The 19533-nt window shown below is 71.0% G+C and carries 22 protein-coding genes; 8 read left to right on the top strand and 14 right to left on the bottom strand.

From position 1 onward, the window contains the following. Nucleotides 1–3 precede the first annotated feature (3 nt). The 5 genes from BJ959_RS11885 to BJ959_RS11870 form a co-directional block, all read right to left on the bottom strand. A complete protein-coding gene (locus BJ959_RS11885) occupies nucleotides 4–1377 on the bottom strand; it encodes a serine/threonine-protein kinase (RefSeq protein WP_341799984.1) in 1374 nt (457 codons plus the stop codon). Nucleotides 1378–1454: 77 nt separating this feature from the next. Continuing rightward, the gene (locus BJ959_RS11880; protein WP_153982417.1) at nucleotides 1455–2240 is read right to left on the bottom strand and encodes a protein phosphatase 2C domain-containing protein; all 786 of its coding nucleotides are present in this window, start codon (nucleotides 2238–2240) and stop codon (nucleotides 1455–1457) included. Further along, entirely contained in the window at nucleotides 2237–2830 is a 594-nt protein-coding gene (locus tag BJ959_RS13040) for an FHA domain-containing protein (protein WP_153982416.1), read from the bottom strand. The genes BJ959_RS11880 and BJ959_RS13040 overlap by 4 nt, the downstream gene beginning before the upstream one ends. 30 nt (nucleotides 2831–2860) lie before the next feature. Further along, the gene (locus BJ959_RS12890) at nucleotides 2861–2992 is read right to left on the bottom strand and encodes a hypothetical protein (RefSeq protein ID WP_279535903.1); all 132 of its coding nucleotides are present in this window, start codon (nucleotides 2990–2992) and stop codon (nucleotides 2861–2863) included. A gap of 135 nt (nucleotides 2993–3127) precedes the next feature. Beyond that, entirely contained in the window at nucleotides 3128–4561 is a 1434-nt protein-coding gene (locus BJ959_RS11870; RefSeq protein ID WP_153982415.1) for a gamma-aminobutyraldehyde dehydrogenase, read from the bottom strand. A gap of 123 nt (nucleotides 4562–4684) precedes the next feature. On the opposite strand from BJ959_RS11870, the gene BJ959_RS11865 reads away from it, so the two are divergent. From BJ959_RS11865 to BJ959_RS11840, 6 genes are all read left to right on the top strand, one after another. Then, entirely contained in the window at nucleotides 4685–5152 is a 468-nt protein-coding gene (locus BJ959_RS11865) for an Lrp/AsnC family transcriptional regulator (protein ID WP_153982414.1), read from the top strand. Nucleotides 5153–5241: 89 nt separating this feature from the next. Continuing rightward, the gene (locus BJ959_RS11860; protein ID WP_153982413.1) at nucleotides 5242–6663 is read left to right on the top strand and encodes an aspartate aminotransferase family protein; all 1422 of its coding nucleotides are present in this window, start codon (nucleotides 5242–5244) and stop codon (nucleotides 6661–6663) included. Between the two features lie 27 nt (nucleotides 6664–6690). Next, nucleotides 6691–8058, top strand: coding sequence for an FAD-dependent oxidoreductase (locus tag BJ959_RS11855; RefSeq protein ID WP_153982412.1), 1368 nt, complete (start codon nucleotides 6691–6693; stop codon nucleotides 8056–8058). A gap of 16 nt (nucleotides 8059–8074) precedes the next feature. After that, a complete protein-coding gene (locus BJ959_RS11850; RefSeq protein ID WP_153982411.1) occupies nucleotides 8075–8614 on the top strand; it encodes a TspO/MBR family protein in 540 nt (179 codons plus the stop codon). A 109-nt stretch (nucleotides 8615–8723) separates the two neighbouring features. After that, on the top strand, nucleotides 8724–9326 hold the full coding sequence (locus BJ959_RS11845) for a TspO/MBR family protein (protein WP_153982410.1): 603 nt from the start codon (nucleotides 8724–8726) through the stop codon (nucleotides 9324–9326). A 28-nt stretch (nucleotides 9327–9354) separates the two neighbouring features. Further along, complete coding sequence (locus BJ959_RS11840) at nucleotides 9355–10419, top strand: hypothetical protein (RefSeq protein WP_153982409.1); 1065 nt, start codon at nucleotides 9355–9357, stop codon at nucleotides 10417–10419. On the opposite strand, the gene BJ959_RS11835 is transcribed toward BJ959_RS11840, so the two are convergent. Then, on the bottom strand, nucleotides 10416–11390 hold the full coding sequence (locus tag BJ959_RS11835) for an aldo/keto reductase (RefSeq protein WP_153982408.1): 975 nt from the start codon (nucleotides 11388–11390) through the stop codon (nucleotides 10416–10418). The genes BJ959_RS11840 and BJ959_RS11835 overlap by 4 nt on opposite strands. Nucleotides 11391–11484: 94 nt before the next feature. Between BJ959_RS11835 and BJ959_RS11830 the strand changes: the two genes are divergently transcribed. Next, nucleotides 11485–11985 (top strand): methylated-DNA--[protein]-cysteine S-methyltransferase, encoded by a 501-nt coding sequence (locus tag BJ959_RS11830; RefSeq protein ID WP_153982407.1) that lies wholly within the window; start codon nucleotides 11485–11487, stop codon nucleotides 11983–11985. Then, nucleotides 11982–12566, top strand: a complete 585-nt coding sequence (locus tag BJ959_RS11825) for a DNA-3-methyladenine glycosylase I (RefSeq protein ID WP_153982406.1) — start codon at nucleotides 11982–11984, stop codon at nucleotides 12564–12566. Before BJ959_RS11830 ends, BJ959_RS11825 begins: the two co-directional genes overlap by 4 nt. Nucleotides 12567–12625: 59 nt before the next feature. On the opposite strand, the gene BJ959_RS11820 is transcribed toward BJ959_RS11825, so the two are convergent. The 8 genes from BJ959_RS11820 to atpE form a co-directional block, all read right to left on the bottom strand. Further along, complete coding sequence (locus tag BJ959_RS11820) at nucleotides 12626–13444, bottom strand: peroxide stress protein YaaA (protein ID WP_153982405.1); 819 nt, start codon at nucleotides 13442–13444, stop codon at nucleotides 12626–12628. A gap of 25 nt (nucleotides 13445–13469) precedes the next feature. Next, entirely contained in the window at nucleotides 13470–13730 is a 261-nt protein-coding gene (locus BJ959_RS11815) for a F0F1 ATP synthase subunit epsilon (RefSeq protein WP_153982404.1), read from the bottom strand. A gap of 2 nt (nucleotides 13731–13732) precedes the next feature. Next, the gene (gene atpD / locus BJ959_RS11810) at nucleotides 13733–15196 is read right to left on the bottom strand and encodes a F0F1 ATP synthase subunit beta (protein ID WP_153982403.1); all 1464 of its coding nucleotides are present in this window, start codon (nucleotides 15194–15196) and stop codon (nucleotides 13733–13735) included. A gap of 23 nt (nucleotides 15197–15219) precedes the next feature. Beyond that, entirely contained in the window at nucleotides 15220–16119 is a 900-nt protein-coding gene (locus tag BJ959_RS11805) for a F0F1 ATP synthase subunit gamma (protein WP_153982402.1), read from the bottom strand. Nucleotides 16120–16202: 83 nt separating this feature from the next. Beyond that, nucleotides 16203–17837, bottom strand: a complete 1635-nt coding sequence (atpA, locus tag BJ959_RS11800; protein ID WP_153982401.1) for a F0F1 ATP synthase subunit alpha — start codon at nucleotides 17835–17837, stop codon at nucleotides 16203–16205. A 62-nt stretch (nucleotides 17838–17899) separates the two neighbouring features. Further along, entirely contained in the window at nucleotides 17900–18691 is a 792-nt protein-coding gene (locus tag BJ959_RS11795; protein ID WP_153982400.1) for a F0F1 ATP synthase subunit delta, read from the bottom strand. Nucleotides 18692–18693: 2 nt separating this feature from the next. Continuing rightward, a complete protein-coding gene (locus tag BJ959_RS11790) occupies nucleotides 18694–19248 on the bottom strand; it encodes a F0F1 ATP synthase subunit B (RefSeq protein ID WP_153982399.1) in 555 nt (184 codons plus the stop codon). A 10-nt stretch (nucleotides 19249–19258) separates the two neighbouring features. Then, a complete protein-coding gene (atpE, locus tag BJ959_RS11785) occupies nucleotides 19259–19495 on the bottom strand; it encodes an ATP synthase F0 subunit C (RefSeq protein ID WP_153982398.1) in 237 nt (78 codons plus the stop codon). Nucleotides 19496–19533: the final 38 nt, after the last annotated feature.

Raw genomic sequence — 19533 nt, 5'->3', positions numbered from 1 at the left:
CGCTCACCCCCCGGAGACCTCGGCGCACTTCTCGTCGCTCGCCGGGCCCAGACGGCCCTCGCGCGCGACGCGCACCGTGATGCAGACACGGTCGCCCGGTGCGGCGGCGGCGGCGAACTCCGCGGAGCGCTGGAAGGTCTCCCGACCGTCCGCCAGCACGACCTGGTACGAGTCGCCGGCGGCGAGGCCCGGGTCATCCCAGGAGAACACGACCGTCGTGCCGTCGAGCGCCGCCTCGACGTTCGCGACGCGCGGGAGGTCGCGGTCGCCGCCCTGGATGGCGAGGATGGTGGCTGTCGCGCCGAGGCCGATCACGGCGAGCGCGACCACGACGAGGCCGACGGCGAGCAGCCGGGTGCGCGACGCGGTGCGGGCCGCCGTCGAGGAGATCGGCGAGGCCACGCTCTCGACGGGCACGGGCGCCCCGTCGACAGCGCGGCGACGACGGCGGGTGCCCGGCACACCCGGCGCCCGTGGTGAGACCGCCCGCACGATCGTGCGATCGCCGGGGTCGCCGATGCTCGCGAGCGCCCAGTCGTCCATGGCGACATCGGCCTGCGTGGTCACGAGGCCGAGCTCGGCCTCCACCCGCTGCAGGTCGCGCACGAGCTCGAGCACCGACTGCTGCCGCTTCCCTGGGTCGCGCGACATGGCACGGGCGAGCACGGACATGAGGGATGCCGGCACATCGTCGCGGTCCATGCCGGGCAGCCGGGCGCGGGTGATGCGGCCGATCAGCTCGCTCGAGCCGTTCGCGCCGTCGAGCACCTCGAAGGGAGATCGGCCCGCGAGCAGCGTGTAGATGGTGGCCGCGAGCGACCAGACCTCGCTCGTCACCGTGCCGGCAGTCTCGTCGAGGAGCACCTCCGGCGCCGACCACGGGATCGACATCCCGACCACCTCCGTGCTCTCGACGGTGCCCAGGCTCGACGCGATGCCGAAGTCGCTGAGCACGGGATGCCCGTACACGGTGGTGAGGATGTTCGAGGGCTTGATGTCACGGTGCAGCACGCCGCTGCGGTGCGCCGTCTCGACCGCACTGCCGATCTGAACGCCGACGCGGAGCACCTCGGCGACGGGGATGCGCTCGACCCGGTAGCGGCCCGCCAACTGGGAGGAGCAGAGCTCCATCACCAGGTACGGCCGGCCATCGGCCGAGATGCTGGCCTGATACACGGTGAGGATGCCCGGGTGCGATGACAACTGCGCCATGAGGTTGGCTTCGACCTGGAACATCTGGCGCACATGCTCGGTGACGACATCCGCGAGCATGACCTTCACTGCGACCTGACGCCGCGGCATGTTCTGCTCGTAGAGGAAGACATCGGCGAACCCGCCGCTGCCGAGCAGCCGCACATGGCTGAACCCGGGTAGCACGGGGGGTTCCGACGGTCGACGCCGCGACATGGTCCCCCTCCCGCACGATGTCCCCCCAGTGTAGGGAGTCGGGCGGATCAGGGTGCGGGGGCGCGCACCACGTCGACGACGATCACGGTGATGTTGTCGCGCCCGCCCTGCGCGAGCGCCGCATCCACGAGCGCATTGGCGGTCTCGCGGGCGCTGAGGCGGGCGGCGAGGTGCAGCCGGAGCCGCTCCGCCGGGACCTCCTTGGTCAGCCCGTCGGAGCAGATGAGCAGCCGCATGCCCTCCACGATGGGCAGGATGCTGAGGTCGACCTGGGGCTCGATCGAGAACCCGATGGCGCGCGTGATGACGTTCGACTCGGGGTGGTTCTCCGCCTGCTCGGCGGTGAGCTGCCCCGCGTCGACCATTTCCTGGACGATCGAGTGGTCGGTCGTGACCTGGGTGAGCTCGTTGCCGGCGAAGCGGTAGACGCGGGAATCGCCGACGTTGAAGCAGACGAAGCGCGGGGCCCCGTCGACAAGGGTCAGGGCCACGCCGGTGACGGTCGTGCCGATGCCGCGGTCGGCGTCGTCGAGCTGGTGGATGTCCCACGTCGCCTGGTTGAGCGCCTCGACGATCGCCTCCGGCTCGATGAGGTCGCCGTCGACAGCGGCCTGCAGGCGCCGCACGACCGCGTCGCTCGCCCGGTCGCCGTGCGAGTGCCCGCCCATGCCGTCGGCGACCGCGAAAAGGGGCACATCGGCGAGGTAGCTGTCCTCGTTCGCCGTCCGGCGGTAGCCCGTGTGGGTGACGCCGTGCCAGGAGAGCGCGAGGGTCGCCCCGTGGTCGGGAACGGAGACGACATGGCGCACGCTGCTGCGGCCGAGGGCGGTCACGATGGCGGCTCCGGGGTCGGGGTGGCAGGGAGGAACTCGAGGATCAGACGCTCGCCGAGCTCGATCACCGCGTCGGGGAGAACGGCGGTCGACTCGCCCGGTCGCAGGCGGAGCGGGGCGCCGCTCGACCAGTGTACGACGGTGCCGTTTGTCGACCCGAGGTCGACGACGACGAGCGTCTCTCCCAGCTGCTCGATGCGCGCGTGCCGCGCGGAGACGTCGGCGCAGTCCGCGGGCACGACGAGTCGACGCGGTTCGGGATGCTCACCCGGGCGCGGCGGACCCGGGCGCCGCCCGACCACGACCGGACGGTCGAGCTGCACGACCGGCGTGGCGCCGCGCACGCGCACCGCCCACCCGGCGCCGGTCGGCGCGGGCTCGGCCGCCGCCGGAGGAGGAGGGGTGGGGACCGACGTGCGCCGCTCGGTCGGCAGCGGAGCGCGGGGCGCCGGCGGGCGCGGCTCGATGAGCCGGATGACGGTGGCCTCGGCATCCTCGAGCTCGGCGCCCGACGGCACACCGGGGCGCGACGGCGCGTCGGAGCGCCGCGGCCGGATGACCGTCGCCTCGTCATCGTGCTGCTCCGTCACGGTCCCCCTCCGCCGTCGAGCCGATACTGCCTACTCGCCGATGTCCCGGCGGCCCTCACGGGCCGCCGGAAAACACAGCGCCATCGTGTCGTACATCGGCTCGCCGATGTCCCGGCGGCCCTCACGGGCCGCCGGAAAACACAGCGCCATCGTGTCGTACATCGGCTAGCCGATGTCCCGGCGGCCCTCACGGGCCGCCGGAAAACGCAGCGCCATCTTGTCGTACATCGGCTAGCCGATGTCCCGGCGGCCCTCACGGGCCGCCGGAAAACGCAGCGCCATCTTGTCGTACATCGGCTAGCCGATGTACGACATCACATGCTTGAGGCGCGTGTAGTCCTCGAAGCCGTAGTGCGAGAGGTCCTTGCCGTAGCCGGAGTGCTTGAACCCGCCGTGCGGCATGTCGGACACGAACGGGATGTGCGTGTTGATCCAGACGCAGCCGAAGTCGAGGTCGCGCGAGAACCGCATCGCACGGCCGTGGTCGCTCGTCCAGACCGACGAGGCGAGCGCGTACCGCACGCCGTTGGCGAGGGCGAGCGCCTCCTCCTCGGTCCGGAACGTCTGCACGGTCAGCACCGGCCCGAAGATCTCCTCCTGCACCGCCTCATCCTCCTGGCGCATGCCGGTGACGATGGTGGCCGGGAAGAAGTAGCCGCGGTCGCCCTGGCGCGCCCCACCGGCGACGATCTCGGCGTGCGCGGGAAGCCGGTCGACGATGCCCGAGACCCGCTCCAGCTGGGCAGCGTTGTTGAGCGGGCCGTAGAACACGCCCTCCTCGCGCGGGCCGCCGGTCACGGCGTGCGTCGCGGCGCGGGCGACGAGCGCGGCGACGACCTCGTCGTGCACCGACTCGTGCACGATCACGCGGGTCGCGGCCGTGCAGTCCTGGCCGGCGTTGAAGTAGGCGGCGAGCACGAGGCCCTCGGCGACCGTCTGCGGGTCGGCGTCGGGGAACACGATGGCCGGAGCCTTGCCCCCGAGCTCGAGGTGCACGCGCTTGAGGTCACTGGAGGCGGCCTTCGCGACCTCCATGCCAGCGCGCACCGAGCCGGTGATCGCGACCATCTGGGGGGTCGGATGCTGCAGCAGGGCCGCGCCGGTGGTGCGGTCGCCCATCACGACGTTGAGCACCCCCGCGGGGAGGATCTCGGCGGCGAGCTCGGCCAGCCGGACGGTCGCGAGGGGGGTCGTGTCGGAGGGCTTGAGCACCACGGTGTTGCCCGCGGCGATGGCCGGCGCGATCTTCCACACCGCCATGTTGAGCGGGTAGTTCCAGGGCGTGACCTGGCCGATGACGCCGATCGGCTCGCGGCGCACGTAGGAGGTGTGGCCGGCGAGGTACTCGCCCGCGGACCGGCCGTTGAGGTCGCGCGCGGCCCCCGCGAAGAAGCGGAGCTGGTCGACCGACTGGTCGATCTCGTCGGCGACGAGGGTGGCGCGCGGCTTGCCGGTGTCCTGCGACTCGAGGTCGGCGAACTCGTCGGCGCGCTCGGCCATCGCGTCGGCGAGGCGGAACAGCGCGAGCTGGCGCTCGGCCGGCGTGGTGCGGCCCCAGTGCCGGAACGCCGACGACGCGGCCGCGTAGGCGGCGTCGATCTCGGCCGCCGTGCTGACCGGCGCACGCCCGTAGACCTCCTCGGTCGCCGGGTCGATCAGGTCGAGGTACGTGTCGGTGGCGCTCTCGACGGACTCGCCGCCGATGACGTTGCGCAGGATGCGGTCGCTCATGGCGCCACTGTATCGCGGCTCGCGGTGAGCATCCAGCCCTATGGCGACGGATTCAGTGGTGAAATGCGGCGCATCGATTCGGATTCGCTTGTATTCCTGGCGCATCACTGTCAGAATCGGCCCATGGCACCGCGCAGCAAGCCTCTCCACCTCGACGAGGTGTCGAAGGCCATCGTCGAGCAGCTGCAGACCGATGGCCGCCGCTCGTACGCCGAGATCGGCAAGGCCGTGGGCCTCAGCGAGGCCGCCGTGCGCCAGCGGGTGCAGAAGCTGACGGAGGCGGGCGTCATGCAGGTCGTCGCCGTGACCGACCCGATGCAGCTGGGCTTCTACCGGCAGGCGATGATCGGGATCCGCGTGAGCGGCGACACCCGGCACGTGGCGGATGAGCTCAGCCGCCTCCGCGCCGTCGACTACGTCGTCCTCACCGCCGGCACTTTCGACATCCTCGCCGAGGTCGTCTGCGAGGACGACGACGACCTCATCGAACTGCTCAATACGAAGATCCGCGGGATCGACGGCGTGCAGTCCACCGAGACCTTCGTCTACCTCCGCCTGCACAAGCAGCACTACAACTGGGGAACCCGATGAGCATCTTCCGCAAAAAGGCAGCGACCACTGCGACGACCGCCGAGCACACGACGCACGGAGCGCCGCACCACCATGAAAGAGAGCACACCATGACCATCGACGCCCCGATCGCGCCCGTCGGCGCGGCGCTCGACGCCGCCACCGAGGCCGATCTGCAGCAGAAGGCGAAGGACCACCTCTGGATGCACTTCGCACGCCAGAGCGGCATGGAGGCCGGCAACGGCGTGCCCATCATCGTGCGCGGCGACGGCCACCACATCTACGACTCGCAGGGCAAGAAGTACATCGACGGCCTCTCGGGCCTGTTCGTGGTGCAGGTCGGCCACGGCCGGGAGCGGCTGGCGGAGGCGGCGCGCAAGCAGGCGGAGGAGCTCGCGTTCTTCCCGCTCTGGTCGTACGCGCACCCGACCGCGATCGAGCTGGCCGACAAGCTGGCCGACTACGCCCCCGGCGATCTCAACCGCGTGTTCTTCACCACGGGCGGCGGCGAGGCTGTCGAGTCGGCCTGGAAGCTCGCGAAGCAGTACTTCAAGCTCACCGGCAAGCCCATGAAGCACAAGGTCATCTCGCGCGCGATCGCGTACCACGGCACCCCGCAGGGCGCCCTGGCGATCACGGGTATCCCCGGCATGAAGGAGATGTTCGAGCCGCTCACGCCCGGTGGCTTCCGCGTGCCGAACACCAACTACTACCGCGCCGAGGAGATGGGCTTCCACGGCTCGCTTGAGGAGTTCGGCCAGTGGGCCGCCAACCGCATCGAGGAGGCGATCCTCTTCGAGGGCCCCGACACGGTCGCCGCCGTCTTCCTCGAGCCCGTGCAGAACTCGGGCGGCTGCTTCCCGCCGCCCCCCGGCTACTTCCAGCGCGTGCGCGAGATCTGCGACCAGTACGACGTGCTGCTCGTCAGTGACGAGGTCATCTGCGCCTACGGCCGCATCGGCGAGATGTTCGCCTGCACGGCCCTCGGCTATGTGCCCGACATCATCACCTCGGCGAAGGGCCTCACCAGCGGCTACTCGCCGCTCGGCGCGATGATCGTCAGCGACCGCATCTACGAGCCGTTCAAGCACGGCCAGACGGCGTTCTACCACGGCTACACCTTCGCCGGGCACCCGGTGTCGGCGGCTGTCGCGCTCGAGAACATCGCCATCATGGAGGAGGAGGGCATCCTCGCGCACGTTCGGGAGAACTCTCCGAAATTCCGTGCGGCGCTCGAGCGGCTCCTCGACATCCCGATCGTCGGCGACGTGCGCGGCGAGGGCTACTTCTTCGGCATCGAGCTGGTGAAGAACAAGGAGACCAAGGAGACGTTCAACGCTGACGAATCGGAGCGCCTGCTGCGCGGCTTCCTGTCGAAGGCACTGTTCGACGCCGGTCTCTACTGCCGTGCGGACGACCGCGGAGACCCCGTCATCCAGCTCGCGCCGCCGCTCACCATCGGTCCGGCCGAGTTCGACGAGATCGAGCGCATCCTGCGCGCGGTCCTGACCGAGGCCTCCAACCGGCTCTAGCCGGCACGACCTCCCCGGGAGCACGCACTGAGCGCCGAGCACGACTACCGCGGACTGAGCTTCTGGCACGCGACGGTCGACGATGAGCTGACCCCGCGCCCGGCCCTCGATGGCGACGTCGACACCGACGTCGCCATCGTCGGGGCCGGACTCACCGGGCTGTGGACCGCCTACGAGCTGCAGCGCCGCGACCCGACGCTGCGGATCGCGCTGATCGAGAAGCGCATCGCCGGCTTCGGCGCGTCCGGTCGCAACGGCGGCTGGGCGAGCGCCCTGTTCCCGGCCTCCGCGGCCTCGCTCGAGAAGCGCTACGGGCGCGAGTCGGCGATCGCCATGCGGCAGGCCATGATCGACACCGTCGACGAGGTCGGTCGCGCGGCCGCCGAGGCGGGAGTCGCCTGCGACTACGCGAAGGGCGGAACCATCGTCTACGCGCGTTCGGAGCCCCAGTGGCGCGCCGCCCAGGATGAGGTCGCCGCGGCACAGCGGCTCGGCGTCGACCGGCTCGAACTGTGGGGCCCCGACAGCGTGCACGCTCGAGACGCCCGCGGTGCCGTCTACGACCCGGCGTGCGCGCGGGTGCACCCCGCGGCCCTCGTCCGCGGTCTCGCCCGCGCTGTCGAGCAGCGCGGAGCGACGATCTACGAGCACACCACCGCGGAGCACTGGGAGACGGGCCGGGTGCGCACCGACCGCGGTACGGTGCGGGCGCGTCACATCGTTCTCGCCCTGGAGGGCTACGGCGCGGCCACCGCGCAGCTCAGGCGGCGCATCCTTCCCCTGTACTCGCTCATGATCGCGACCCAGCCCCTCGACGAGGCGGTCTGGGACGAGCTCGGCATCGAGCACGGCCAGACGTTCTCCGACGGCCGCCATCTGATCATCTACGGTCAGCGCACCGCCGACAACCGCATCGCCTTCGGCGGCCGCGGCGCCCGCTACCACTGGGGCAGCACGATCCGCGACGAGTACGATCGGGTCGATCGGGTGTTCGCGCATCTCGTCGCGACGCTGCAGGAGATGTTCCCGCAGCTGCCCCCGCTGGAGGCCGAGCACCGCTGGGGCGGCCCGCTCGGGGTTCCCCGCGACTGGCATGCGAGCGTGCAGTACGACCCGGCGACCGGCATCGGCTATGCCGGCGGCTATGTCGGCGACGGCTTGTCGACGACGAACCTGGCCGGCCGGACCCTCGCCGACCTGATCACCGGGCAGGACACCGCGCTCACGCGCCTGCCCTGGGTCGGCCACCGCTCCCCCGACTGGGAGCCCGAGCCGCTGCGCTTCGCCGGAGCGAACGCGGGGCTCCTGGCGATGACCGCCGCCGACGCCGAGGAGCGCGCGACCGGCCGATCCTCCCTCATCGCCCGCGCGATGAGTCCGCTCATCGGCCACTGACAGGGCGGGCACGGACATGACAGGCACGGTGACGCCGGGCACCGCCCCACGCGGCGGCACCCGGCCGATCGCGCTCTCAGCGCTGGTGCTGAGCATCATCATCGGTGTCAACGTGCTGTCGGCGCAGCTCGGCTCGGCCATCTCGCAGCCCTCCATCCAGGGCTGGTACGCGGCAACGGCGAAGCCCGCCTGGACCCCGCCCAACGAGGTGTTCGCGGGTGTCTGGACCGTGCTCTACCTCGCCACCTCGGTGGCCGCGTGGCTCGTCTGGCGCGAGCGCCACCGGCGGCGCATCGACCGGGCCCTCACCCTGTACGTCGTGCAGCTCGTGCTCAACGCGCTATGGTCGCCGCTGTTCTTCGCCCTCTACCCCGCGATCGGCGTGACCGCGATGTGGCTGTCCCTCACCGTGCACCTGCTGCTGCTGGTCGCCATCACGACCACGATCGTCGAATTCTGGCCGATTCACCGGGTCGCCGCGCTGATCATGGTGCCGTACCTCGTGTGGGTGGTCTTCGCCGCCTCGCTGACGGTCAGCATCGCGGTGATCAACTGAGACCGCCTCCCCGGCCCGCACCGGGACCGCACCGATGAAGCGTGCAGGACGCGCGCAGGCTGCTCGGAGGTAGGCCCTCTACTCTCGCCTGGTTGCGGGAGGAGGGTTCATGACGGCGACACGACCGGGCGCGCGTCCGGATGCGGCTCGCACGCCCGCCGCGGCTGCAGCCTCCGCATCCGTCGTCGACCGCTCGGCGCGCACCGCGCCCGACCGCAGGGGAACCCGCTCGGCCGCCGTGCTGGTGACCCTGCTCGCGATCGCCGCCGCCGTCGGGAGCCTGGGCGGCCTCATCTCGGCCGGACCGATCGAGGGCTGGTACGCGGCCGCCCCCAAGCCGATGTTCGCGCCACCGGACGCGGTCTTCGGGCCCGTCTGGGCGGTCCTCTACGTGCTGATCGCCGTCGCCGGCTGGCTCGTCTGGCGAGCGCCCGACTCGGAGGCCCGCACACGCGGCCTGCGGCTGTACGTCGCCCAGTTCGCCCTCAATGCGCTCTGGACCCCCGTCTTCTTCGGGCTCGGCGAGCTGGTGGGCGCGCCGGGGCTGTGGGCCGCGCTCGTGCTGGTCGTCGTGATCGACATCGTGATCCTCGCCACGATCATCCGGTTCGGCGATGTCAGCCGCGCCGCCGCTGCACTGCTGCTGCCCTACTGGTTCTGGTCGCTGTTCGCCACGACGCTCAACGCCGCGATCGCCGTCCTCGCCGGCTGAGCGGTCGGTCGCCGGTAGCGTGGAGGCCATGAGCGAGCCCGACCGGAACCGGCGCCCGCCCGGCCGTGCGGGCCGAGCCGTTCTCCTCGTCGTCGCCGGGATCTGCATCGCGGCACAGGCGGTGCTGCTCGGCGGGCTCGCCTGGGCGGCGGCCAACCCGCGCCTGGTCAGCGACACCCTCACCGTCTGGCAGTACGAGCCGACGCCGGCCATTGCCGGATACGCGAGCCGGGCCGCGATGAGCGACGAAGGCCGCTTCCTGTTCTACGCCAGCCAGCCCCGCGTGCTGAGCGAGCTCGACTTCGACCAGGTCTGCGGCGGTCGCGAGCCGGGGGTCGGGGTGCTCGGCTGCTACACGCTCGCCGACGGCCGCATCGCGCTCTTCGACATCGTCAACGTCGACCTGCAGGACTTCGAGGTCGTCGTCGCCGCGCACGAGATGCTGCACGCGGCGTGGGACAGGCTCTCCGAGGCGGAGCAGGCCGCGCTCGCGGCACCCCTGGAGGAGGTCTTCGCCGGCATCGCACCGGACAGCGAGCTCGCCGAGCGCGTCGCGGCCTACGAGGCGGCGGATCCCGCGTCGCGCATCCCGGAACTGTACGCGATCGTCGGCACGGAGATCGCCGACCTGTCCCCCGTGCTCGAGGCGCACTACGCCCGGTGGTTCGACGACCGCGGCCAGGTCGTCGCGCTGTGGCAGCAGGTCGAGGCGATCTTCGTGGAGCTCGAGGCCGAGCTCGAGCGGCTGAACGCCGAGCTCGAGCGGCTCGCCGCGGAGATCGCGACCGAGCAGGATGCGGCGGAACGGGTCGCCCGACGGCTCGAGGCAGACATCGAAGCGTTCAACGCGCGCGCCGCCCGCCCCGGCGGCTACACGAGCCAGGAGGCCTTCCAGCGCGACCGGCGCGCACTCATCCAGCGGCAGGACGCCCTCACCCGCTCGATCGACGCCACCAACGCGAAGGTCGACGAGTACAACACTCTCGTCGAGCAGTTCGAGGCGCTGAACGCCCAGGCGGCCGCGCTGGGCAAGGAGCTCAACATCGATCCGGAACCGCTCGAGCCGGGTGCCGAACCGCCCGCGGAACCCTAAGCGGTCGGCACCGGGAAGAGGGCGTCGATGCGGGCCAGGGCCTCCGTGTCGGGCGTCCACGCGGTAGCGGCGGCCGCGTTCTGGGCGACCTGCTCGACCGTCGTCGCGCCGGCGATCACCGAGGCCATCGCCGGGCGGCTGAGCAGCCAGCCGACCGTCGCCTCGAGCATCCCGATGCCCTGCTCGGCTGCGAGCACGCGGTAGGAGTCCAGCGCATCCCAGGGCGCGTCGGTGGCGACGTGCGGGCGCTGGCGCATGATGCGCGAGTCGGCGGGCCCGCCCTCGCGGCTGAACTTGCCGGTCAGCAGGCCGTTCGCGAGCGGGTAGTACGGCAGCAGACCGATGTCGCGGCTCTCGAGTAGCGGCAGCAGCTCGGCGTCGAGCCCGCGGGCAAGAAGGCTGTACTCGAGCTGGGCCGACACGAACCGGGGGTGGCCACCAGCCCGTGCCGCGTCGTCGGCCTCGATGGTCTGCGCGGTGTCGAGGTTCGAGTGCCCGATCGCGCGCACGAGCCCGGCGTCGACGAGCTCGTGCAGGGCCGCGAGCGTCTCGTCGATGGGCGTCTGCGGGTCGGGGGTGTGCAGCTGGTACAAGTCGAGGTAGTCGGTGCGCAGGCGCCGCAACGAGCCCTCGACGGCCGTCCGGATGTACGTCCGTGAGCCGTGCGGCACATCCCGCAGCTCGGGATTCTTGAAGTCGGCGTTGCCGAACTTGCTCGCGATGACGACCCGATCGCGGCGTCCGGCCAGCGCGACGCCCATCATCGCCTCGCTGCGGCCGTGCTCGTAGCCGTACATCTCGGCCGTGTCGAGCAGCGTGATGCCGTGGTCGATGGCGGCGTGCAGCACCCGATCGGTGCCGCGTTGGTCCTCCGTTGCGGACCCGGGACGGCCGAAGTTGTTGCAGCCCAGTCCGACGGCGGAGACGAGCAGGTCGGAGTCGCCCAGCGGGCGCAGCGGCATCGCGGTCATGCACCCATCCTCCCGTGCCACGGCTGAGGGCGCGCCCATCCTCGTGTCCGAAAACCGCCGGTGCCGGATGCTCGCCGCGGGCTAGCCTCGGAGCATGTCTCCTCTTCCCGCCCCCTCGGGGCTGCTCGTCATCGACTCTCCCCTCGGTCGCATCGCCCTCCGCGGCGACGACACGGCGGTCACCGGGCTCGAGATCGCGGCGGCCGGGCGCCTCTCCAGCGACGGCGCGCCGGATCACCCGACCCCGGTGCTCCAGCGGGCGGCCGCGCAGCTTGCCGAGTACTTCGCCGGCCGGCGGCGCGACTTCGACGTCCCGGTGCGGGTGAGCGGCACGCCCTTCCAGCAGGCGATCTGGGAGCAGCTCCGAGCCATCCCGTTCGGCGCCGTGCGGGGCTATGGCGAGCTCGGGCGAGCCACCGGGCGGGCCACCGCGGGCCGCGCCGTGGGCGGCGCGGTCGGCGCGAACCCCGTCCCACTGCTCATCCCCTGCCACCGCGTGCTCGCCGGCGACGGGCGCATCACCGGCTACAGCGCGGGCGACGGGGTCACGACGAAGGCCTGGCTGCTCGACCACGAGGGCATCGCGCACCGATGAGCGCCGCCGTGCACATCGGCGACGACGGACGGGCCCGCTGCGGCTGGGTCGGCCGCGACCCGGAGTACCAGCGCTACCACGACGAGGAATGGGGCGTCCCGCTGCGGGGCGATCGCGCCCTGTTCGAGAAGCTCAGCCTCGAAGCCTTCCAGAGCGGACTGTCGTGGATCACGATCCTGCGCCGGCGCGAGGGCTTCCGCCGCGCCTTCGACGTTTTCGACTGGCGGCTCGTGGCCGACTACGGCGACGCCGACATCGCCCGGCTCCTCGGCGACGAGGGCATCATCCGCAACCGCGCCAAGGTGGAGGCGACCATCGCGAACGCCCGTGTGCTGCGCGACTGGCTCGCCCTCGAGCCGGGCGCGCTCGACAGCCTGATCTGGAGCCACCGGCCCGAGGGCTCGCGGCCCCGGCCCCGGACCCTCGCGGAACTGCCCGCGCAGACCCCGGAATCCGTCGCGCTCGCGCGCGCCCTGAAGGCGCGCGGGCTCCGGTTCGTCGGCCCGACGACCGCCTATGCGCTCATGCAGTCGGCCGGGCTCGTCGACGACCACGTCGAAGGCTGCTGGCGCGCGGCCTGACGCGGCGGGCGCGGCGGCGGGCCCAGCGGCCGGCACGGTCGGCTAGCTCAGCGACAGGCTCAGCGGGCGGGCGCGCGGGGCGCCCTCGTCGGGCGCGGAGGCAGGGTGCCCGGCACGACAAGCTCGAGCTCGTCTCGACCGGAGACGGACCTCGACGCCTCGATGCGGGCGAGCGGCCAGCCGAGCGCCGTGGCTCGCGCGCACAGCTCGTCCACCGTCGACGGCACCGGGCCCGCCGACAGCAGGGCCCGGAGAAACTCCCCCTTGCCCTTCTTGTTGAAGTGGTTGAGCGCGCGCGCGACCCCGTCGTCGCCGATCGCGACGACGCGCACGAACAGCGCGTCGGGGCGGTCGGGCAGCGGGCCCAGCTCGGCATAGCCCTCCGACCGCAGGTCGATCAGCGGGCCGGGCAGCGACTCCAGCACGGCCGCGGCGGCCGCGGCCCAGTGGGCGCGCAGACGCAGGCCCGGCAGCCGCGAGTCGTGCGAGAGGCGGTAGGCGGGCACGGGGTCATCGGCGCCGAGCAGGCCGAACAGGGCGGAGTGCACCAGGAGGTGCTCCGAGGCGCGCGCGCGGGCATCCGTCGCCCAGTCGGCCACGGCGAGGGCGTCGTACAGCACCCCCGTGTAGCGCTCGATCGCGGGCATCGTCGGACTGGTGCGCAGCGCGCGGTTGCGCGGCACCTCGGCTGCGGCGGCCTTCGCACTCAGCTTCAGAGCGCGCGCCGCTGCCTCGGGGTCGCGGGCCAGCGCCTCGACGGCTTCCAGCACGGTGCGCCGCGCATCCGTCAGACCGGCGAACGACAGGCGCTCGAGGGCGAGTGGTCCGCCTGCTCCCCCGTCGCGCTTCGTCTCCGACGGGGGCAGCAGGAATCTCACGGCCGAGCCGTCCGGCCGCACGCGGCTAGATGAGCGCGGCGGCGCCGGCGACGATCGTGACGGTGTTGTTCTCGACCGAGAGGAAGCCGTCCTCCGCCTGGGCGATGATGACGTCGCCCTCGGTCGGGGTGATGCGCACCTCGCCCGCGCTCAGGATGCCCAGGAGGGGCTCGTGGCCCGGCAGCACACCGATCTCGCCCTCGGTGGTGCGCGCCACGATCTGCTTGGCGCGCCCCGACCAGACCTCGCGGTCGGCCGAGACGACGCTCACCGTGAGCTCGGCCATGGCTAGGCGTTCTCCTTCTGGATCTGCGCCCACTTCTCCTCGACGTCGCTGATCGCGCCGACGTTGAAGAAGGCCTGCTCCGCCACGTGGTCGAACTCGCCCTTGGCGATCGCGTCGAACGACTCGATGGTGTCCTTCAGCGGAACGGTCGAGCCCTCGACACCGGTGAACTTCTTCGCCATGTAGGTGTTCTGCGAGAGGAACTGCTGGATGCGGCGCGCACGCGACACCGTGATCTTGTCCTCCTCCGACAGCTCGTCGACACCGAGGATCGCGATGATCTCCTGCAGCTCCTTGTTCTTCTGGAGGATCTGCTTGACCGTCGTGGCCACGCGGTAGTGGTCCTCGCCGATGTAGAGCGGGTCGAGGATGCGGCTGGTCGAGGTCAGCGGGTCGACGGCCGGGTAGAGACCCTTCGACGCGATCTCACGGCTGAGCTCGGTCGTCGCGTCGAGGTGCGCGAAGGTCGTCGCCGGGGCCGGGTCGGTGTAATCGTCGGCCGGCACGTAGATCGCCTGCAGCGAGGTGATCGAGTGACCGCGGGTCGAGGTGATGCGCTCCTGGAGGATGCCCATCTCGTCGGCGAGGTTCGGCTGGTAGCCCACGGCGGAGGGCATACGGCCGAGCAGCGTCGACACCTCGGAACCGGCCTGCGTGAAGCGGAAGATGTTGTCGATGAAGAGGAGGACGTCCTGGTTCTGCACGTCGCGGAAGTACTCGGCCATCGTCAGGGCCGAGAGCGCGACGCGGAGACGGGTTCCCGGGGGCTCGTCCATCTGGCCGAAGACGAGGGCGGTCTTGTCGAAGACGCCGGCCTCCTCCATCTCCTTGATGAGGTCGTTGCCCTCACGGGTGCGCTCACCGACACCGGCGAACACCGACACACCACCGTGGTCCTGCGCCACGCGCTGGATCATCTCCTGGATGAGGACGGTCTTGCCGACACCGGCGCCGCCGAAGAGGCCGATCTTGCCACCCTGCACGTAGGGGGTGAGGAGGTCGATGACCTTGATGCCGGTCTCGAAGAGCTGCGTCTTCGACTCGAGCTGGTCGAAGGCCGGGGGCTTGCGGTGGATCGGCCAGCGCTCGGTGACCTCGATGGTCTCGCCGGGCTCGGCGTTGAGCACATCACCGGTGACGTTGAACACCTTGCCCTTGGTAACGTCCCCGACGGGCACGGTGATGGGCGAGCCGGTGTCGCGCACCTCCTGGCCGCGGACGAGACCGTCGGTGGGCTTCAGGGCGATGGCGCGGACAAGGTCGTCACCCAGGTGCTGGGCGACCTCGAGGATGAGCTCGCTGCTCGTGTCGCCGATCGTGATGGTGGTCGAGAGCGCGTTGTAGATGCCGGGGATGGCGTCGTGCGGGAACTCGATGTCGACGACCGGGCCGGTCACGCGGGCGATGCGGCCCACCCCGGCGGTCGCGGCCTGAGCGGCGGGCTTCTTCTTCGTGGTCGTGGCCATGGGTGCTTTCCCTTTTCCTGTTCCTAGTTCGCCGAAGACAGGGCGTCGGCGCCGCCCACGATCTCGGAAATCTGCTGGGTGATCTCGGCCTGGCGGGCGTTGTTCGCCAGGCGGGTGTAGTCGAGGATGAGCTTGTCGGCGTTGTCGCTGGCCGACTTCATCGCCTTCTGGCGGGCGGCGTGCTCGGAGGCGGCCGACTGCAGCATGGCGTTGAAGATGCGGCTCTCGATGTACACCGGCAGCAGCGCGTCGAGCACCTTGTCGACCTCGGGCTCGAACTCGTAGAGCGGCAGCACGTCGGAGGAGCCGGGCTCCTCGACGCCGTCGACGACCTCGAGCGGCAGCACGCGCACGATCTCGGGCGTCTGCGTGACGAGGCTCACGAAGCGGTTGTAGACGATGTGGATCTCATCCACGCCGCCCGCCGCGCCGCCGAGCACGAAGGCGTCGACGAGCGTGTCGGCGATCTCCTTCGCGGTCGCGAACTCGGGCTGGTCGGTGTTACCGGTCCACTGCTTCTCCGCCGCGCGGCGACGGAAGGCGAAGTACGAGACCGCCTTCCGGCCGATGAGGTAGTTCACGACCTCGCGACCCTCGTCCTCCAGGCGCGTGCGCAGCTCGTTCGCCTCGCGGATCACCTGCGAGCTGAACGCGCCCGCGAGACCGCGATCGGAGGTGAACACGACGACCGCCGCGCGCGTGGGGTTCTCGCGCTCGGTGGTCAGCACGTGGTCGACGTTCGAGTAGGTCGCGACGGCCGACACGGCACGCGTCACCGCGCGCGCGTACGGGCCCGAGGCCGCCATCCGCGCCTGCGCCTTCTGGATCCGCGAGGCCGAGATGAGCTCCATCGCGCGCGTGATCTTCTTGGTCGTCTGGGCAGAACGGATCTTCTGCCGGTAGACCCGAAGTTGCGCTCCCATGTGCTGGTTCCGTTCCTTGGTCGTTTCGGGGGTGTGGTCGTCGCCGAGGCGAGCAGGATGCCGGGCGCGGCGCGCCCGGAGCCCTACTTCTTGCGGCGGACGATCTTCTCCTGGTTGATGTCCTCGGCCTCGGTCGCCTCGAACTGCTCGTTGCCGGCGTGCACGCCGCCCTCCTCGCCGCCCTGGAAGGCGACGACGAAGGCGTCGACGGCCTTCTCGAGCTCGGCCTCGGTGGCGTCGTCGAGAACGTTCGTCTCGCGCAGCGTGGTGAGGATGCTCGTGTTGCGGCGGAGGTGGTCGAGCAGCTCGGCCTCGAAGCGCAGCACGTCGTCGACGTCGATCGTGTCGAGCTTGCCCTTGGTGCCGGCCCAGATCGAGACGACCTGCTCCTCGACCGGGTACGGCGAGTACTGCGGCTGCTTGAGCAGCTCGGTCAGGCGGGCGCCGCGCGCGAGCTGACGACGGCTGGCGGCGTCGAGGTCGCTCGCGAACATCGCGAAGGCCTCGAGCGAGCGGTACTGGGCCAGCTCGAGCTTGAGCGTGCCGGAGACCTTCTTGATGCTCTTGACCTGGGCGTCGCCACCGACGCGCGAGACCGAGATACCCACGTCGACCGCGGGGCGCTGGTTCGCGTTGAACAGGTCGGACTGCAGGAAGATCTGGCCGTCGGTGATCGAGATCACGTTGGTCGGGATGTACGCCGAGACGTCATTGGCCTTCGTCTCGATGATCGGCAGACCGGTCATCGAGCCGGCGCCCAGCTCGTCCGAGAGCTTGGCGCAGCGCTCCAGCAGGCGGGAGTGCAGGTAGAAGACATCACCGGGGTACGCCTCGCGCCCCGGCGGGCGGCGCAGGAGGAGCGACACGGCGCGGTAGGCCTCGGCCTGCTTCGACAGGTCGTCGAAGATGATCAGGACGTGCTTGCCGCCGTACATCCAGTGCTGGCCGATGGTCGATCCGGTGTAGGGGGCGAGGTACTTGAAGCCGGCGGGGTCGGAGGCGGGAGCCGCGACGATGGTCGTGTACTCCATCGCGCCGGCCTCCTCGAGGGCGCCCTTCACCGCGGCGATGGTCGAGCCCTTCTGGCCGATGGCGACGTAGATGCAGCGCACCTGCTTGGTGACGTCGCCCGACTCCCAGTTCGCCTTCTGGTTGATGATCGTGTCGATCGCGATCGCGGTCTTGCCGGTCTGGCGGTCGCCGATGATCAGCTGGCGCTGGCCGCGGCCGACGGGGATCATGGCGTCGATGGCCTTGATGCCGGTCTGCAGGGGCTCGTGCACGCTCTTGCGCTGCATGACGCCAGGGGCCTGGAGCTCGAGGGCGCGGCGGCCCTCGCTGGCGATCTCGCCGAGGCCGTCGATCGGCGCACCGAGCGGGTCGACGACGCGGCCGAGGTAGCCGTCGCCGACGGGCACCGAGAGGACCTCGCCGGTGCGGGTGACCTCCATGCCCTCGACGATGCCGGTGAACTCACCGAGCACGACCACACCGATCTCGTTCTCGTCGAGGTTCTGGGCGAGGCCCAGGGTGCCGTCGGCGAAGCGGATGAGTTCGTTGGCCATGACGCCCGGCAGGCCCTCGACGTGGGCGATGCCGTCGGCGGCGTCGATGACGTGACCGACCTCGGTGGCGACAGCCTTGCCGGGGGCGTAGGACTTCGCGAAGTTCTTCAGCGCGTCGCGGATCTCGTCCGGGCTGATCGTCAGTTCTGCCATGTTCTTCCCTTATTCGTTCGAGCACCCGTGCGGCTGCTCGTCTGGTTGTCGGTGAGCTGCGCCTAGCCGGCGAGCTGAAGTCTCACATCCGCCAGGCGCGACGAGATGCTGCCGTCGATGACCTCATCGCCGACCTGCACCCGCACTCCGCCGACCAGGGCGGCGTCGACGACCTGGTTGATGACGTGCTCGCGGCCGTAGCGGCGCGCGATGCTGGCGGTGACCGCGGCGAGCTGCGACGCCGAGAGCGGCCGGGCGACCGTCACGGTCGCGACGCCCTTGCCGCTGGTGTCGGCGACCGTGGTGACCGCGCTGCGCACCAGCTCGCCGATGCGGCGGCCGCGCGGCTGCTGCACGAGGTGCTCGGCGATCGCGACCGTCTGCGGCAGCGCGGCGCCGCCGAGGAGGCCGGTCACGAGCGACCGCTTGCCCTCGGCCGAGCCGCGCTTGCTGCCGATCGCGAGCTCGAGCTCGGCATCCGAGGTGATCGCACGACCGAGCTCGAAGAGCTCGGCCTCGATGCGGCCGGCCTCCGACGCCGAGGCGGCGATGGCGCGGATGCCCAGCTCCTCGATGCCGGCGAGCAGGTCGTCGCCGCTCGACCAGCGGCTGCTCACCACGACGTCGAGCAGGCCGCGAGCCGTGGCACCGAGCTTCGCGAACACCGTCGCGACAAGGGCCCGGGTACCGGCGGCATCGGCGGACGGATTGGCGAGCGCGCTCAGCAGCTGCGGCGAGGAACCGATCGTGCGGGCGGCGGCGAGCAGCTGCTCGCCGGCCGACAGGTCGACGCCCTTCGCGGCGGCCAGCGCGGTGCGGGCCGTCTCGAGAGCGCTGCGCGTCGCGGAGCCCATCGTTACTTGGCCGCCTTCTTCGACGCGGTGTCGCTCTCGAGCTCGGCGAGGAAGCGGTCGACGAGGGCGCTCGCGCGCTTGTCGTCCGACAGGGTCTCACCGATCACGCCGCTGGCGAGATCGAGCGCGAGCGAGCCGACCTCGGCCCGCAGCGAGACGAGCGCCGCCTGGCGCTCGGCCTCGATCTGCAGCTGAGCGTTCGCGGTGATGCGCGCTGCCTCGGCCTGCGCGCTCTCCTTGAGCTCAGCGAGGATCGCCGCACCCTCGGCGCGGGCCTGCTCGCGGATCTTCGCGGCCTCGGCACGCCCCTCGGCGAGCAGCGCGTTGTACTGCTCGAGGGCCGCCTGGGCCTCGGCCTGGGCCGACTCGGCCTTCGCGATCCCGCCCTCGATGAGCGCGGCGCGCTCGTCGAGCGTCTTCTGCATGCGCGGCAGGACGACCCGCCAGAACAGCAGCAGGACGAGGATGAACGGGATCAGCGAGTAGACGATGTCGTACCACGCCGGAAGCAGCGGGTTCGGGGTCTCCTCCGCCGCAACGATGAGCTCTGCGAGCATGTGCGGATTCCTAGTTCGTGAAGATGAAGTACGTCGCGATACCGATGAACGCGAGCGCCTCGGTGAAGGCGATACCGATGTACATGAGGACCGTCAGGCGGCCCTGGAGCTCGGGCTGGCGCGCGACCGACTCGATCGTCTTGCCGACGACGATGCCCACACCGATACCGGCACCGATCGCCGAGAGGCCGTAGCCGACGGTGGCGATGTTGCCGCTGATCTCGGCGAGAACCGTGTTTGCGTCCACGAGGGGTTTTCCTTCCGTATCGAAACCGGGCGTGCGGG

The organism is Microcella frigidaquae (assembly GCF_014200395.1).
In the GTDB taxonomy this organism is placed as follows: domain Bacteria; phylum Actinomycetota; class Actinomycetes; order Actinomycetales; family Microbacteriaceae; genus Microcella; species Microcella frigidaquae.
This window is presented reverse-complemented; position numbering and strand designations above follow the sequence as displayed.

Coding starts and splice junctions, on each gene's coding strand:
- BJ959_RS11815 (WP_153982404.1), bottom strand. CDS start 13,730: ATGGCCGAGCTCACGGTGAGCGTCGTCTCGGCCGACCGCGAGGTCTGG.
- BJ959_RS11845 (WP_153982410.1), top strand. CDS start 8,724: ATGACGGCGACACGACCGGGCGCGCGTCCGGATGCGGCTCGCACGCCC.
- BJ959_RS12890 (WP_279535903.1), bottom strand. CDS start 2,992: ATGTACGACACGATGGCGCTGTGTTTTCCGGCGGCCCGTGAGGGCCGC.
- atpD (WP_153982403.1), bottom strand. CDS start 15,196: ATGGCCACGACCACGAAGAAGAAGCCCGCCGCTCAGGCCGCGACCGCC.
- BJ959_RS11850 (WP_153982411.1), top strand. CDS start 8,075: ATGACAGGCACGGTGACGCCGGGCACCGCCCCACGCGGCGGCACCCGG.
- BJ959_RS11840 (WP_153982409.1), top strand. CDS start 9,355: ATGAGCGAGCCCGACCGGAACCGGCGCCCGCCCGGCCGTGCGGGCCGA.
- BJ959_RS11860 (WP_153982413.1), top strand. CDS start 5,242: ATGACCATCGACGCCCCGATCGCGCCCGTCGGCGCGGCGCTCGACGCC.
- BJ959_RS11830 (WP_153982407.1), top strand. CDS start 11,485: ATGTCTCCTCTTCCCGCCCCCTCGGGGCTGCTCGTCATCGACTCTCCC.
- BJ959_RS11835 (WP_153982408.1), bottom strand. CDS start 11,390: ATGACCGCGATGCCGCTGCGCCCGCTGGGCGACTCCGACCTGCTCGTC.
- BJ959_RS11795 (WP_153982400.1), bottom strand. CDS start 18,691: ATGGGCTCCGCGACGCGCAGCGCTCTCGAGACGGCCCGCACCGCGCTG.
- BJ959_RS11870 (WP_153982415.1), bottom strand. CDS start 4,561: ATGAGCGACCGCATCCTGCGCAACGTCATCGGCGGCGAGTCCGTCGAG.
- atpA (WP_153982401.1), bottom strand. CDS start 17,837: ATGGCAGAACTGACGATCAGCCCGGACGAGATCCGCGACGCGCTGAAG.
- BJ959_RS11825 (WP_153982406.1), top strand. CDS start 11,982: ATGAGCGCCGCCGTGCACATCGGCGACGACGGACGGGCCCGCTGCGGC.
- BJ959_RS11865 (WP_153982414.1), top strand. CDS start 4,685: ATGGCACCGCGCAGCAAGCCTCTCCACCTCGACGAGGTGTCGAAGGCC.
- BJ959_RS11805 (WP_153982402.1), bottom strand. CDS start 16,119: ATGGGAGCGCAACTTCGGGTCTACCGGCAGAAGATCCGTTCTGCCCAG.
- BJ959_RS11790 (WP_153982399.1), bottom strand. CDS start 19,248: ATGCTCGCAGAGCTCATCGTTGCGGCGGAGGAGACCCCGAACCCGCTG.